Annotated in this window: 17 protein-coding genes and 1 pseudogene; 7 read left to right on the top strand and 11 right to left on the bottom strand. The window is 67.2% G+C overall.

What is annotated here, in order from left to right; translation table 11 throughout:
* Positions 1–20: 20 nt before the first annotated feature.
* The 4 genes from NV348_RS30545 (at position 21) to NV348_RS30530 (ending at position 4,957) form a co-directional block, all read left to right on the top strand.
* The gene (locus NV348_RS30545) at positions 21–1,388 is read left to right on the top strand and encodes an MBL fold metallo-hydrolase (protein WP_447149952.1); all 1,368 of its coding nucleotides are present in this window, start codon (positions 21–23) and stop codon (positions 1,386–1,388) included.
* The gene (locus NV348_RS30540) at positions 1,385–2,668 is read left to right on the top strand and encodes an MFS transporter (protein WP_447149951.1); all 1,284 of its coding nucleotides are present in this window, start codon (positions 1,385–1,387) and stop codon (positions 2,666–2,668) included. Before NV348_RS30545 ends, NV348_RS30540 begins: the two co-directional genes overlap by 4 nt.
* Before the next feature lie 362 nt (positions 2,669–3,030).
* Entirely contained in the window at positions 3,031–4,548 is a 1,518-nt protein-coding gene (locus NV348_RS30535; protein ID WP_447149950.1) for a SulP family inorganic anion transporter, read from the top strand.
* A 1-nt stretch (position 4,549) separates the two neighbouring features.
* Complete coding sequence (locus NV348_RS30530; protein ID WP_447149949.1) at positions 4,550–4,957, top strand: MerR family transcriptional regulator; 408 nt, start codon at positions 4,550–4,552, stop codon at positions 4,955–4,957.
* Positions 4,958–5,371: 414 nt separating this feature from the next.
* On the opposite strand, the gene NV348_RS30525 is transcribed toward NV348_RS30530, so the two are convergent.
* Positions 5,372–6,931 carry an FAD-dependent monooxygenase gene (locus tag NV348_RS30525; protein ID WP_447149948.1) on the bottom strand — a complete coding sequence of 520 codons (1,560 nt, stop codon included), beginning with the start codon at positions 6,929–6,931 and terminating at the stop codon, positions 5,372–5,374.
* A 36-nt stretch (positions 6,932–6,967) separates the two neighbouring features.
* Positions 6,968–7,753 carry a glycoside hydrolase family 113 protein gene (locus tag NV348_RS30520; protein ID WP_447149947.1) on the bottom strand — a complete coding sequence of 262 codons (786 nt, stop codon included), beginning with the start codon at positions 7,751–7,753 and terminating at the stop codon, positions 6,968–6,970.
* Between the two features lie 102 nt (positions 7,754–7,855).
* Here NV348_RS30520 and NV348_RS30515 point away from each other — a divergent pair, with 102 nt between their 5' ends.
* Positions 7,856–8,500 carry a TetR/AcrR family transcriptional regulator gene (locus NV348_RS30515; RefSeq protein WP_447149946.1) on the top strand — a complete coding sequence of 215 codons (645 nt, stop codon included), beginning with the start codon at positions 7,856–7,858 and terminating at the stop codon, positions 8,498–8,500.
* Between the two features lie 254 nt (positions 8,501–8,754).
* Here NV348_RS30515 and NV348_RS30510 read toward each other — a convergent pair.
* From NV348_RS30510 to NV348_RS30475, 8 genes and pseudogenes are all read right to left on the bottom strand, one after another.
* Positions 8,755–9,075: pseudogene (locus NV348_RS30510) on the bottom strand (ATP-binding protein); the annotation flags it as partial.
* A 23-nt stretch (positions 9,076–9,098) separates the two neighbouring features.
* Positions 9,099–9,629 carry a hypothetical protein gene (locus tag NV348_RS30505; protein ID WP_447149945.1) on the bottom strand — a complete coding sequence of 177 codons (531 nt, stop codon included), beginning with the start codon at positions 9,627–9,629 and terminating at the stop codon, positions 9,099–9,101.
* A gap of 53 nt (positions 9,630–9,682) precedes the next feature.
* Positions 9,683–10,036: a MerR family transcriptional regulator gene (locus NV348_RS30500; RefSeq protein ID WP_447149252.1), complete on the bottom strand. Its 354-nt coding sequence runs from the start codon at positions 10,034–10,036 to the stop codon at positions 9,683–9,685.
* Between the two features lie 431 nt (positions 10,037–10,467).
* Positions 10,468–10,620, bottom strand: a complete 153-nt coding sequence (locus NV348_RS30495) for a hypothetical protein (RefSeq protein WP_447149944.1) — start codon at positions 10,618–10,620, stop codon at positions 10,468–10,470.
* A gap of 32 nt (positions 10,621–10,652) precedes the next feature.
* Positions 10,653–11,036, bottom strand: coding sequence for a cold-shock protein (locus NV348_RS30490; RefSeq protein WP_447149943.1), 384 nt, complete (start codon positions 11,034–11,036; stop codon positions 10,653–10,655).
* Positions 11,002–11,211, bottom strand: coding sequence for an Rv3202a family protein (locus tag NV348_RS30485; protein WP_447149942.1), 210 nt, complete (start codon positions 11,209–11,211; stop codon positions 11,002–11,004). Before NV348_RS30485 ends, NV348_RS30490 begins: the two co-directional genes overlap by 35 nt.
* 183 nt (positions 11,212–11,394) lie before the next feature.
* Complete coding sequence (locus tag NV348_RS30480; protein WP_447149941.1) at positions 11,395–11,664, bottom strand: hypothetical protein; 270 nt, start codon at positions 11,662–11,664, stop codon at positions 11,395–11,397.
* Between the two features lie 20 nt (positions 11,665–11,684).
* Positions 11,685–12,104 carry an Hsp20/alpha crystallin family protein gene (locus NV348_RS30475; RefSeq protein WP_447149940.1) on the bottom strand — a complete coding sequence of 140 codons (420 nt, stop codon included), beginning with the start codon at positions 12,102–12,104 and terminating at the stop codon, positions 11,685–11,687.
* A gap of 156 nt (positions 12,105–12,260) precedes the next feature.
* Between NV348_RS30475 and NV348_RS30470 the strand changes: the two genes are divergently transcribed.
* Positions 12,261–12,566 carry a MerR family transcriptional regulator gene (locus NV348_RS30470; protein ID WP_447151191.1) on the top strand — a complete coding sequence of 102 codons (306 nt, stop codon included), beginning with the start codon at positions 12,261–12,263 and terminating at the stop codon, positions 12,564–12,566.
* A 247-nt stretch (positions 12,567–12,813) separates the two neighbouring features.
* On the top strand, positions 12,814–13,434 hold the full coding sequence (locus tag NV348_RS30465) for a CBS domain-containing protein (RefSeq protein WP_447149939.1): 621 nt from the start codon (positions 12,814–12,816) through the stop codon (positions 13,432–13,434).
* A 43-nt stretch (positions 13,435–13,477) separates the two neighbouring features.
* Here NV348_RS30465 and NV348_RS30460 read toward each other — a convergent pair whose 3' ends face one another.
* A complete protein-coding gene (locus tag NV348_RS30460) occupies positions 13,478–13,732 on the bottom strand; it encodes an acyl carrier protein (RefSeq protein ID WP_447149938.1) in 255 nt (84 codons plus the stop codon).
* Positions 13,733–13,745: the final 13 nt, after the last annotated feature.

Raw genomic sequence — 13,745 nt, 5'->3', positions numbered from 1 at the left:
CGGCGACCCAGGAGTACGCGATGCTCACCGACTTCACCCTGATCCCCGTCATCGATGAGGGGCTCGGCAATTCCACCTATCTGCTCGACCTCGGCGACGGCCGCGCCTTGGTCATCGACCCCGAACGCGACGTGCGCCAGGTCCGCGCCGAAGCGCGACGCCACGGCCTGCGGATCGCCTACGCGGTGGAAACCCACCTGCACGCGGACTTCATCTCCGGCGTGCGGGAACTGGCCGACACCGAGGGTGCCATTGTCATCGCCCCCGAGGTCGGTCCCCGCGGATTCGACGTCACCTCGCTCGGCGACGGCGAGACGGTCACCGTGGGCGAATTCGTCCTCGAAGCGCTCGCGACCCCGGGGCACTCGCCCGAACACCTGTCCTACCTGCTGCGCGACGCAGATCAGCGACTCCAAGGCGTGTTCACCGGCGGCTCGCTCATGGTCGGCACCGCCGGGCGCACCGACCTGGTCAGCCCCGACCAGACCATCCCGCTCGCCCGCGCCCAGTACCACTCGCTGCAGCGGCTGATGGAGCTGCCCGACGACACCCCGGTCTGGCCCACCCACGGGGCGGGCTCGTTCTGCTCGGCTGCCATCGGCACCGAACGCGTCAGCACCGTCGGCCGGGAGCGGGCGACCAATCCACTGCTGCAGGTCGACGGCGAGGACGCCTTCGTCGATGCCCTGCTCGCCTCACTCGGAACCTTCCCCGATTACTTCCTGCGCCTGGGCGAGATCAACCACCGGGGGCCCACTGTCCTCGGTGACACCTCCACTCCGACCCCTTTGACCAGCGACCAGGTCAGCGAGCTCGTCGCCGGCGGCGCGCAGGTCGTGGATACCCGCTCCGCGGCCGCCTTCGCCGCCGGCCACATCCCGGGAGCACTGTCGATCACCTTGCGCCCGGTCTTCGCGACCTGGCTGGGATGGCTCGTCGAATCCGACCAGCCCGTGATCATCGTCCGCGACCGTTTCCAAGACGCCGTCGATATCGCCTGGGAGGCAGCCAAAGTGGGCTTCGATACCCTCGCCGGCGAACTCGACGGCGGGATGACGACCTGGACCGGGCCGGTCGAGAAGGCGGCGCTGCTCGCCGCACACCAGCTCGCCGCGCACCCCGCACCCACGGTGCTCGACATCCGCCAGCGCGGCGAATACACCGCCGGGCACATCCCGGCCGCCCGCAACATCGAACTCGGCACGCTCTCCTCGCATCTGGCCGACGTCCCGCCCGGGCCGGTGACGGTGATGTGTGGACACGGCGAACGTGCCATGACCGCGGCCAGCATCCTGGAACGCGGCGGCCGCAACGACATCCGGATCCTGGACGGCTCACCTGCCGACTACGCCGCCACGCTCGGCCAGGACCTGGCGGCCGGAGCATGAGTCTGCGCCCCGGCGTGCGCACCCCGGTCCTGGGACTGCGAGAAAACGCCGCCCAGTTCACCCTGCTGATCGCGATCAACGCCCTCGTCGGTGGCATGGTCGGCCAGCAGCAGACCGTGCTCCCACTACTGGCCGAGTCCGAATTCGGGCTCAGCGGCTACACTTTCATCTTCACCTACGTGGCCGCGTTCGGGATCACCAAAGCGATCGCGAACTATTTCGCCGGCACCTTCTCCGACCGCTACGGTCGCAAGCCCGTTCTGCTGATCGGCTGGCTGTTCGCGATACCGGTGCCGCTGATGCTCATCGCCGCACCCAACTGGGGATGGGTCGTCGCGGCCAACGTGCTCCTCGGCATCAACCAGGGCCTGACCTGGTCGACCACGGTGGTGATGAAGATCGACCTGGTCGGACCGGCCCGGCGCGGTCTGGCGATGGGCCTCAACGAAGCCGCGGGGTACGGCGCGGTCGCGATCAGTTCCCTGCTCGCCGGCTATCTCGCCGAACGCTACGGGCTGCGCCCGGCGCCGTTTCTGCTCGGCCTCGCCTACGCCGCACTGGCGCTGGCGATCTCGGGATTGTTCATCCGCGAGACCCGCGACTACGCCCGCCTGGAAGCCGCCGGACACACTCCACGCGCTGACGGCCTGCACGACCACCTACACGCGGATCTGACCGATCGCCAGATCGTGATGGCGACCAGCCTTTCCGAGCCCGCGCTGTCCTCGGCCAGCCTCGCCGGGCTGGTCAACAACCTCAACTTCGGCCTGTCGTGGGGACTGTTCCCGCTGCTGTTCGCCACCGCCGACCTGTCCGTCGGCCAGATCGGGCTGCTGTTCGCCCTCTACCCCGGAGTGTGGGGCGCCGGACAACTCGTCACCGGAGCACTGTCGGACCGGTGGGGACGCAAACACCTCATCACCGGCGGTATGAGCCTCCAAGCCGCCGCGCTGGCGGTCGTCGCCACCTCCGACGGGTTCACCGGATGGGCTGTCGGCGCGATCCTGCTCGGCGCCGGAACGGCGATGGTCTACCCGACGCTGCTCGCGGTGATCGGCGATGTCGCCCATCCGCTGTGGCGGGGGCGCGCGGTCGGGGTCTACCGGGTCTGGCGCGACCTCGGCTACGCCGTCGGCGCGATCCTGGGCGGCATCGTCGCCGATCTCCTCGGCTTGCACGCCGCGGTCTGGGCCGCCGCCGCGGTCAGCGCCGCCGCCGCGGTGGCTGTCGGCGTCCGGATGTACGAAACACACCCGCCGGCACATCGGCAACCGTCCTGAGCCACTCCGGTACCGCCAAAGACCTAGTGATCCTGGGCGATCACCGAACGCCTCGCTCGGCGCCCGTCGTCGGTGGGTGAGCTCGCCGAGTCCACGCGCTCGAAACCACCGACGAGCAGGTAGATGCGAGATACGACACGATTCATCTTCCCCGGTTGCCACCCTACCCTCCCGTGAGGGTAGAGTTCTGCTCGCTGAGCGGTAGCTGATGTCGAGGTGTCCGGCTGTGTGGCCGACGCGATCAGCTCGTCACCCATGATGGGTCACCGACTCGCACTCCCGACGACTTTCACCCTGGCGGCCGATTTCGCGTTCGCCGCGTGTGCTCGCGTGCGCGTGATCCCATGGATTGGAGTTCCCCGATGGTGTCGACGACACATCGACCATCCGACGAGGGTTCGGTGCTGGCGGCGTTGCGCAGCCCGAACCGACTGCGGACCGAGGTGCTGGCTGGATTGGTGGTCGCGCTGGCGCTGATCCCGGAGGCGATCTCGTTCTCGATCATCGCCGGTGTCGACCCGAGCGTCGGCCTGTTCGCCTCGTTCACAATGGCGGTCACCATCGCGATCGTCGGTGGTCGCCGGGCGATGATCTCGGCCGCGACCGGCGCGGTCGCGCTGGTGGTCGCCCCAGTGGTCGCACAGCATGGCCTGAACTATCTGATCGCCACGGTCCTCCTGGCCGGTGTGTTGCAGATCGTGCTCAGCGTGGTCGGTGTCGCGCGACTGATGCGGTTCATTCCGCGCAGTGTGATGGTCGGCTTCGTCAACGCCCTGGCCATCTTGATCTTCGCAGCGCAGATCCCGCATCTGCTCGGGGTGCCGTGGCTGGTGTATCCGATGGTCGCGATCGGCATCGTGATCATGGTGTTCTTGCCCAAGCTGTCGACTGTGGTTCCCGCTCCGCTGGTGGCGATCGTGCTGCTCACCGCGGCCACCATCGTGTTCTCGCTCAACGTGCCCAACGTCGGTGACGAGGGCGAGCTGCCGTCGAGCCTGCCGAGCTGGCTGATCCCGGACGTCCCGTTCACCCTCGACACGCTGAAGATCATCGCACCCTACGCGCTGGCGATGGCCCTGGTCGGCCTGCTCGAATCGCTGATGACGGCCAAACTGGTCGACGACATCACCGACACACACTCCGACAAGACCCGCGAAGGCTGGGGCCAGGGCGTGGCCAACATCGTCACCGGCTTCTTCGGTGGCATGGGCGGTTGCGCGATGATCGGCCAGACCATGATCAACGTGAAGTCCTCCGGGGCCCGCACCCGCATCTCGACGTTCCTGGCCGGCGTGTTCCTGCTGATCCTGGTCGTCGGACTCGGTGACGTGGTCGCGTTGATCCCGATGGCGGCACTGGTCGCGGTGATGATCATGGTCTCGGTCGGCACCATGGACTGGCACTCGATCGCCCCGAAAACACTGCGGCGCATGCCGATCGCGGAGACCACGGTCATGTTGGTCACCGTCGCGGTCACCGTGGCGACCCACAATCTCGCCTACGGGGTGATCGCCGGTGTGCTGACCGCGATGGTCGCCTTCGCTCATCGAGTCGCGCACTTCACCGAGGTCGACAAGGTTTCCGAGTCCGATGCCGATCATGACGGCGCGATCGACACCCGCGTGTACAAGGTGCGCGGTGAGTTGTTCTTCGCCTCGAGCAACGACCTGGTCTACCAGTTCGACTACGTGGACGATCCGGCCAATATCGTCATCGACATGTCGGATGCACACATCTGGGACGCCTCGACCGTGGCCACCCTGGACGCGATCACCACCAAATACGCCGCCAAGGGCAAGAACGTGGAGATCATCGGGCTCAACGCGGCCTCGGAAGCCCGTCACGACCGATTGTCCGGGCACCTGGTCGGCGGGCACTGACATGGGCGCCGACACCAGCGGCTACCTGCAGATCGGGCAGGTAGCCGAGCGGACCGAGCTCTCGCTCAAGTCGATCCGCCATTGGGACGAGGTCGGGCTGGTCCAACCCTCGGCCCGCTCGGGTGGCGGGTTTCGCCTCTACACCGAGGCCGATGTCGATCGGATGCTGGTCATCCGCCGCATGAAGCCGCTCGGCTTCACCCTGGCGGAGATGAAGCAGTTGCTCGACGCGATCGACGTGCTCGACGACGCCTCGGCCGACCCTGCCGCGCGCGCGGTGGCACAGGCGGATCTGCTCGCTTTCCGGGACAAGGCCGCCGACAGCGCGGAACGGCTGCGCCGCCATCTGGCCTACGCCGAGGAGTTCACCGACCTGCTCACCACACGCTCCTCGGAATCCCCGGCATGATCCGACTGCTCATCGCCGAATAGCGAGTCCGCCTGCGGTCCGGCCGTGGTCGCGGTCGTGCGCGGCCCGCCTGATACGACACTTCGTCCCTGCCGCGCTCGTCGATCAGCCGGGCACAGCGGCGTTCGACGGTGTGCCGCTGCGACGCCTGGTTGTGCCAGTGAATACCGGCGTCGTTTGTCGGCGAATATCGACGTCACGCGGGAGCAGACCGAGGTGATCGTGACGAGGAAAAGTGACGTCACTGCCGCGTGCCCGACGTAGTCTCGGAATGAGACGATCCGCCGGCGTAGGTCGATGGCTGCAGCGAGCAGATCGCTGTGAGTCGGCCCCGGAATCCTGAAGCTCGCCCCCGCCCCAAAGTAGCTTCGGGGACTGCGTGATTCGACGGCTACGAGGTGTCGACCTCGACGGTCAGGTGCGAGCGGGGTCGGTGGGGCGGAGCCAGCGTTGCAGAGCCGCGCGGAGCTCCTGTCGGTCCGCGGCGTCCGGGTGGGGTGACGCGGTGGCCCAGGCGACGTAGCCGTCCGAGCGGAGGAGCAGGGCGGTGGGCGATCCGGGTTGAGGGCGCGCGGCGACGACGTCGAGTTGGTCGTGCCATTCGGGAACCGTTTCCGCCAGGCCCGTGTCGCCGGTCAGGTCGAGGAGCAGTGGCCGTGCGGTCCTGGTCAGCTCGGCCAGCCGGACTGGCCCGTTCGGGGTGTGCAGTTGCATGTCCGGGGCGAACCGGCCGATGAGCGGGTGGGTGTCGGGTCCGCCCATGTCGTAGCGGATGTCGGTGCCTGCGGTGAGGGCGGCGAGACGCTGCACGGTGTTCTGGTCGCGCAGTAGTTCGGTGAACAGGGTGCGCAGGGCGGTGACATCGCTGCCCGGGGCGATCAGCGCGGATTGTGCTTGGGCATAGGTGACCATGCGGGAGGCGGCTTGCCGGCGTTCGGTTTCGTAGGTGTCCAGCAGCCCGGCCGGGGCGTTGCCGAGGATGGCGGCGGCGAGTTTCCAGCCGAGGTTGGCTGCGTCCTGCAGACCGAGGTTGAGTCCCGGGCCGCCTCCTGCGGTGTAGATGTGGGCGGCGTCGCCGATGAGGAACACGCGGCGGTCTCGGAATCGGTCGGCGATTCGGGTGTTGCCACCGCTGAGTCGGCGCAGTACGTGCGGGCCCTGACCGGAGAGTTGACCCAGTGGCAGCTCGGCGGCGAGTACTCGACCAACGCTCGCCTGGAGCTCGTCGAGGCTCATGGGAGCGTCGGTTTCGGGCTGGTCCCACTCTGTGGTGCTGATCAGTGGCGGCTGCCCGGGAAACGGTGCGTAGGAGAAACCTCCGCGTTCGGTGCGTAGCGGCAGGAACGGCTGGACGGTCCCGTAGCCGGGCACACTCAACGCACCGGTTGTCGGGTCCACCCAGTCGGACGGGATGGTTGCATGTGCGGCCCGGCTGGTCGTGCGGTCGTAGCTGACACCGGGGAATCCGATGCCGGACAGCTTGCGGGTGAGACTGTGCGCCCCGTCCGCGCCGACGAGATAACGGGTCCGCAGCTGGTAGGTTCCGTCCGGGCCCGCGACGTCCACGGTGACAGCACCGTCATCCTGCGCCAGGCCGACGACCTCGTGTCCGCGCCGGATCTGCGTGCCGAGCTCGACAGCACGCTGTTCCAGAACCTGCGTGATGCGGCGCTGCGGGGCGGCCAGACCGTAGATCGGGCTGTCGTCGAGCAGGCTCAGATCGAGCGCCATCGCGGCGAACATAAAGTAGGTGGAGTTCGGCTGCGGCGGTGCCGCACTGCCGCTGAGCTGCTCATACAAGCCCCGCCGGTCCACCAGTTGCACGACCTGGCCAAGCAGGCCATTGGCTTTCGGTTCCTCGCTCGGTTCGGCCAGCCGCTCCAACACGAGAGGCCGGACCCCAGCCAAGCTCAGCTCGCAGGCCAGCATCAGCCCGTTGGGGCCACCTCCGCTGATCACAACATCGACGCTCACGAGTGCATTTCTCCTTCTGTTCGAGCCACGACGTAGTCAGCCGCGGTAGTACTCGCCAAGGGCGGTGAAGGCCGCCTTGGATTCCCAGGGCAGGCCGGGATAGGTGTCTCCACGGCGGTTCTCCAGGACTTTGACGATGCCGAGGCTGGCCAGGTCGAGGTCGTCACGGGGGTCGCCCCCGCGACGGTGCGGGAAGCTATCGCGGACGAACTCGCCGGTCAGCCGGAGGGGCGCACCGGTGTCCTCGCTGTACTCGACCACCTCCAGCACGCGACCGCCCCGCTCGCCCGCGTCGCGGTAGGCGGCGGTGCCGAACTCCGTGATCGCGACCGGCTTTCCCTGCGCGACGAGAGTGCGGACGCCTGCGGCGAATTGGTCGGCGACCTCGGCCGACCGGTAGAGATCCATGCCGATGATGTCGAAAAGCTCCCAGTCGACGCGCTCGAGCGGGATGGCGGCATAGGTGACTTTGCCGCCGAAACGTTCGCGGACGACCCTCACAGCGGTGGCGAGGAAGTCGTTGACCCGCGTGCTGAGCTCACCGATCCGCTCGGCGCAGTCGGCAAACAGCGACAGCATCTCCTCCGCGGTCAACTCGAGCGGGTAGGGCGAGAACCAGACCTCCAGGCCGAGGTCGGCGGCGACGGTCGTGGCACGTTCCAGCCGCTCGGAATCACCACCGACGACACGGACCGCGGTGCCGTGCAGGTCGTCTCGGATGATGCGCAGCTCACGCTCGACCTCGTCCAGGTCGAAGCGCACACGAGAGAGCGCACCGTTGCTGATGAAGCCGGTGTCGTAGCTGATGCCCTTGCTTCTCATCGATCGGTTCCTTAGGGCTGAGGGTATGGCCGCCAGGCTAAAGCCAAAACATGCGTGCACGCAAATTTGCGCGCACGCACTCGATGGTGAGATGCTGAGACCGTGACACAACGGCGAGGGTTGCGCGAACAAAAAAAGCAGGCCACCCGGGAGGCATTGCGTGAGGCGGCGCTTCGGCTGGCGCTCGAGCGCGGGCCGGACAACGTGCGCGTCGACGACATCGCCGAGGCCGCCGGCGTCTCACCACGGACCTACAACAACTACTTCTCCAGTCGCGAACAGGCGATCGTCGCCGCTGTCACCACCGAGCGGGAAACACGGGTCGCGGCGGCGGTGAAAGCCCGGCCGGCCACCGTGCGTCTCGCCGACGCCGTCATCGACTCGATCGTGGATCAGTACACGACACAGAGCGAGTCCGGGCGCGACACGCTGCTGCTGATCACCACCCGCCCCGCACTGCGTGACGCATTTGTCCACGCCTCCACCGCGATCGAACAGCCCCTCACCGACGCGATCGCCGAACGCCTCGGAGGCACAGACCCGCATACCGCCCACGTGCTCGCGGCCGGCGTGGCCGCCGCGGTTCGTGTCGCCCTCGAACAATGGCTGCAGACCATCACTTCTCCGGCGGCCAGCGGACTCGTCGTACCGTCCGGCGCGTTGCCGGAACTACTGCGCACCTCACTCGCTCTACTCGCACCCGCACTCGATGCCGCCGAGAAACGATCAGACCGCCGACATCAGTGAACTCCGCGCCCGCCAACGGTAAGGGGACGCCCTGCACAGCCCCATCCGTGCAGCGTGTTTCATAGGCGGTCACCTATGAAACACCCACCCGGCAGCAAGAGCAGACGAATCACGCAGTCCCCCCGAATCCACGTTGGGGTTGGGGCCAGCTTCAGGATTCCGGGGGCGAGTCAACGTGTTCGAGAATTGCGACGACCGCTGGTGACGCCGCGAAATTTATGCCTCGAGCTGGGATCTATCGGTGAATTGTGACGTCAGCGTGCTGTGGCTGCGGCCTGGGCCGTGCGGGCGAGACGGTAGGAATCGGTGCCGGTTTCGATGATGTGGCCGCCGAAGGTGAGCCGATCGACGATCGCGGCGCAGAGCCGCGGGTCGGTGAATGCCTTCGTCCAGCCGGAGAACGACTCGTTGGAGGCGATGGCCACGGAGTTCTTCTCCTCGCGTTCGGTGAGGACCTGGAACAGCAGTTCCGCCCCGCGGCGGTCGAGTTCCATGTAGCCGAGCTCGTCGATGCAGAGCAGATCGACGCGTCCGTAGCGGGCGATCGTCTTGGTCAGCTGCTTGTCCTTCGATGCGGCGCGACCGTAGAGCTCCATGCTCAGCCGCTGCGAGCGAACGCGCCCGGCTTGTCGCCGATCACCACGCACAGCGGCTGGGTCAGGAAGACCTCGACGCAGTCGTAGGCGTCCCCATCGGCCAGCGCGGCCTGACGACCGAAGTTGAAGCTGGTCTTGCCGCCGCGGGCCTGGCCGCGATCGGTCTTGTAGTAGTCGTTGGCCTCGAGGACATCGATATCGGTGACGCCGGCCTGCTTGGCCGCCGCGACCGACGGCGGCAGCAGATCGTTGATCACCTGGGCTTGGCCGCGCGCCTCGGCGGTGCGCTGCGCGGCGATCGCCTCGAGCATCCCCATCGGGTTGTACTCCGAGAAGCCCTCACGCATCAGCCGGCCGACATTGCTGCCGACGACGGTGCCCAGCGCCTCGATCCGGCGGTCGATCTCGGTGGCCGCCACCACGAAGCCCGCCTGGGCCAGCGCCGTGCCGTCGATGTTGCCCGAGGTCTGCGCCTTACAGCTGCCGGTGGGGTGGGCCGAGACGGTACCTTCGTCTTGAACGATCCCTCCCACGCACGGACGGTGGACTGCGCCGTGAATCGACCTCGTACAACGGTTTCGGACCGTCAGTCCTCGCCGCGGTTGTCGAGTTCGCGCCGCAGGTCGGTGTTGATGAGCTGGGCCTCGGCGAGCTGATCCTCGAGGATCACGATCCGGCACGACGCCTCCAGCGCGTTACCGGCATCGACGAGTTCGCGCACGCGCGCGGCGATGCGCAGTTGATAGCGCGAGTAGCGGCGGTGCCCACCCGCCGAGCGTTGCGGGGTCAGCAGCCGGGCGGCGTCGAGGCCGCGCAGGAACGCCTGGGTGACGCCGAGGATCTCCGCGGCGCGGCCCATGCTGTAGGCGGGGTAGGTGTCGTCGTCGAGTTTGTCCGCGGCGCTGGGACCGTCGGCGGGATCGATGTTCGGGTGCTGCACGAGGCCTCTCGGGTTCAACGCCGGAAGGCCCCGGCGCTGGGCGCCGGGGCCTTGGATTTACGACTGAGGGATTGATTTCACTGCACCGGCCGGGGAGGCCGATCTGAGACACCGCATCCGAGTTCTCCCGGGATGCGGGACTGGTAAATGACTGCTCAGTGGCCACCACCTCCAAGATCGTCGGTTCTACCTGCGGTACTGCCTGCGGTTCACGGTCTTCGTCCCCTCCGGCGGTCCGGCCGGGTGCACCGGATTCTCTTCTCCGCCGGAGGGGACGGTCGAACTGTCGTCCCGGGCAGTTCACCTGCCCGGCCATCTGATCTCTCAACCGGAACGACACCGACTGTATATCCCTGCATCGAGAATGTCTACACCCGACACAACAGATTTTTTCCACTAGCGGGAGTCGGTGCCGAGCGGTCGATCTGATGTCACACGCGGGCGGTCACCGCGGTCGGCGGGGGCACGCCGTCCATGATCTCGGTCCACCACGTATCCAGGGGGCTGGGTTCAGGCCAGCAGATCACACTCGGCTCGACAGCTGCGGACGTGTCCTTTCGGGCGGCGGCGTTCTCGGTGGGCATGGATCTACCTCGCAGTTGATCGGGACATGGAGTCAGGCGGCCCGCGCGCGCCGGCAGCGGGGTCGGTGCGACCACGACAGCGACCGGGCGCGGCCCCACCGCAGCGGGGTCGGCTCGGCGGTCTCGACGACGGGTTCGTCGTAGGTCAGGACCCGGACGGCTTCGGGCCCGCGGGCGGTGTCGGCCACGGCGAAGACCACGCGTTGTCCGGCGCGCAATGTCTTGTAGCCAGGCGCCTCGATGGCGGTGTAGTCGCAGAACACGGCGGGCCCACCCCGGTCCGGGGTCAGGAATCCGAACCCCTTCTCGGCGTCGAACCAGTCGACCCAGCCCGGCTGCCAGGACGTGGAGTCGGTGGCAGGATGCCGGTGCGGGTCCGGATCAGTAGGCGAGGCAAGAGATGTCGTCGTCGACACAGGGAACACTCCATGCTTGGTCGATACGGTCGGACAGGTCAGCGGTGTCGATGCCGTGGGCCGACTCGCCGGCGTGCACCGCGGTGACATCGAGACCCAGCTCGCGGTCGGCGTCGAAGACGAAGGCCTCCTGATCGGCGCGGTCGGCCGGCGAGGCGGTCGGTAGGACGGTCATCGGGTCCTCCTCGAAATCTCTGTCGGACGGGGCTGGAGCCGGTGGCCGAACCCCCGCCAGGGTTCGGCCACCGGACTCGAGGGGAGTCGGATCGAGCTCACTGGAAGAGTTTTTCGGGGATCGGTCGATACCCATCACCTCACTTTCGATACCGGATCGGTCGAAAATCAGTGGACGCGCCCGCTATCCGAGCGGCGGAGGGCTGCGCTGGGTGGCCGCTACCCGCGCCGCCGGCCACCCACTCGATCGCAGACCCGGCGCCACGGGAGATGCCGGGCGGTGCCGCGGCGGCTCACGCCGACGGGACTGACACCATCGCACCCGGGCGCCGATGGCGTCGATCTCGGCGACCAGGGCCGCGTAGTCGGGATCGAGCGCCACCAGCTCGGTGTCGTACCACCACACTCGCCCGAGGCCGGTGTCGTTGTCGCTGTTGATGATCGAGGCTGACATCGTCGACCTCCATCACCGGCTCAGGCGTCGATGGCCTGACGTTCGCTGTCTCGGGCGATTTCGATCTTGCGGGGCTTGGCCTTCTCCGCGACCGGAATCGACAGGCGCAGAACCCCATTGCGGTAGTCGGCGCGGATCTGGTCGGTATCGAGGCTCTCGCCGAGGAACAACTGGCGGCTGAACACCCCGCGCGGGCGTTCCGCGGCGATCATCGACCGATTCGCGTCCAGACCCGGCCGGGAGGCTCGCACGGTCACCACATTGCGTTCGACATCGAGGTCGAGGGAATCCGGGTCGATCCCGGGCAGATCGAACTCGACGACGAACTCGTCGCCGTCGCGCCAGGCGTCCATCGGCATCGCCGCCGGCTGCGCTGCTGTGCCGAACACCTGCTGGGTCCACCGGTCCAGATCACGGAAAGGATCGGTGCGCATCAACATGGTCGCCACCTCCAACTCACTCCATTCTCGGTAGGATTGTCATCAGATAACCTCTGTCATCCGACATAGATATTATTTAGCACTCGACCCAGATGAGTGCAAGTACCAGAACCAAGTAATCTGATGGAGAAGCACAGAATCGAGGTGAGGACGCAGATGGTCTCCCCGCACGACCCCATACCGGCAGCACAGGCGGTGTATGCGATCTCCGTAGCCGCGGAGCTGGCAGGCATCGGAGTCCAGACCCTGCGCCTCTACGAACAACACGGCCTGCTCACCCCCGCTCGCAGCGCCGGCGGCACCCGCCGCTACAGCGGCGACGACCTCACCCGCCTACACCGCATCACCACCCTCACCAGCGAAGGCATCAACCTGACCGCAGTGGCTCGCATCCTCGAACTCGAAGACACCGTGGCCACCCTGCGCGCCGAACGCGATCGACTACGCGCCCGATCGAAGTAGTCCCGCCGACAGCACCCCGGCCGGTCGCCGGGCCCGACGGCGCCACCATGTTCAGCATCGCGTCCAGTTACCTACGGCTGATTCGCCGGGGCCTTTCGCCACTAGCTGTGCGGCGGGGCGTGGACTGAGATGGCAGATAGGAGGTTCGAAACGAGCACATCCGTGCTGGGACGACCAGCACGACAACTCAGCCCATTCATCAGGGTCGCCGAACTCGGCACCTGGTTCGTTCCTGGAGGTGAATCTCGTGTATGCCCGCGATATTCTCAGCCGGCCGGTTGTCACAGTCCGACCCGACACACCGTTACCCGACGCTATTCCCCTGCTGACCGAAGGCGGGTTCGCCGCACTGCCGGTCGTCGACGACCAGGACCGCGTGATCGGCATACTGTCCGAAAGCAATGCGCTGGCCGCCAGCATCGCGGGCGAGACCGCGAGCGTGGAGGCAGTGATGACGGTCCCGGTCGAGGTGGTCAGGCCGAGTACGGACATCTCCACCATCGCCGCCCGGATGCTCGCCAGAAGCCTGCGGTCGATGCCGGTGGTCGAGGCCGGCGTGCTCGTCGGCATCGTCGCTCGCCGCGACCTGCTGCGCGCCCTTGTTCGCGATACCGCAGCGGTGGAAACCGACATCCGCGCCCTGCTCGACAACTATGTCGGCAGCAGACGGCAATGGTCGGTGGAGATCGCCGAGGGCCGAGCGATCATCCGGGGACGCTTCGCGGATGCGGACGAGCAGCGCACCATCTCCGAGCTCGTACTCACTGTCAACGGCGTCGACGACGTCGAGATCATCGCAGACCCCGCGCCCTCGACGATGCCGCTCACGGAATGGCTGCAGCAGCGCGCCGACGAATCGACCGTCTAGCCCACCTCACCGATGCCCGGTGGGACGCGCGCAACACAGACGTTCAGGCTCGTGTCGCGAGAAACTCGACGCACGTGCCGATGGTCGCCAAGTTCGGATAGTCGATCTCGTCGATGCGGAGACCCGTCGCCGTCGTGAGCCGCTCGACGAAAGTCAAGAAATCCAGGGAATCCAGGTCGAGGGTGGTGCGCAAAGGAGCATCGGTGGGCAGGGCCGCCAGATCTGCGGCTGTCGCGAAGCCGCGTAGCGCGCTTCGAACGGTCGCCTCCGCCGTTTCGCGAGACAACGTATCGGACATGTCGTTCACACCT

The sequence above is a fragment of the Nocardia fodinahabitans genome, from assembly GCF_052983615.1.
The sequence above is the reverse complement of the archived record's forward strand: the minus strand, read 5'-3'. Positions and strand labels throughout refer to the sequence as shown.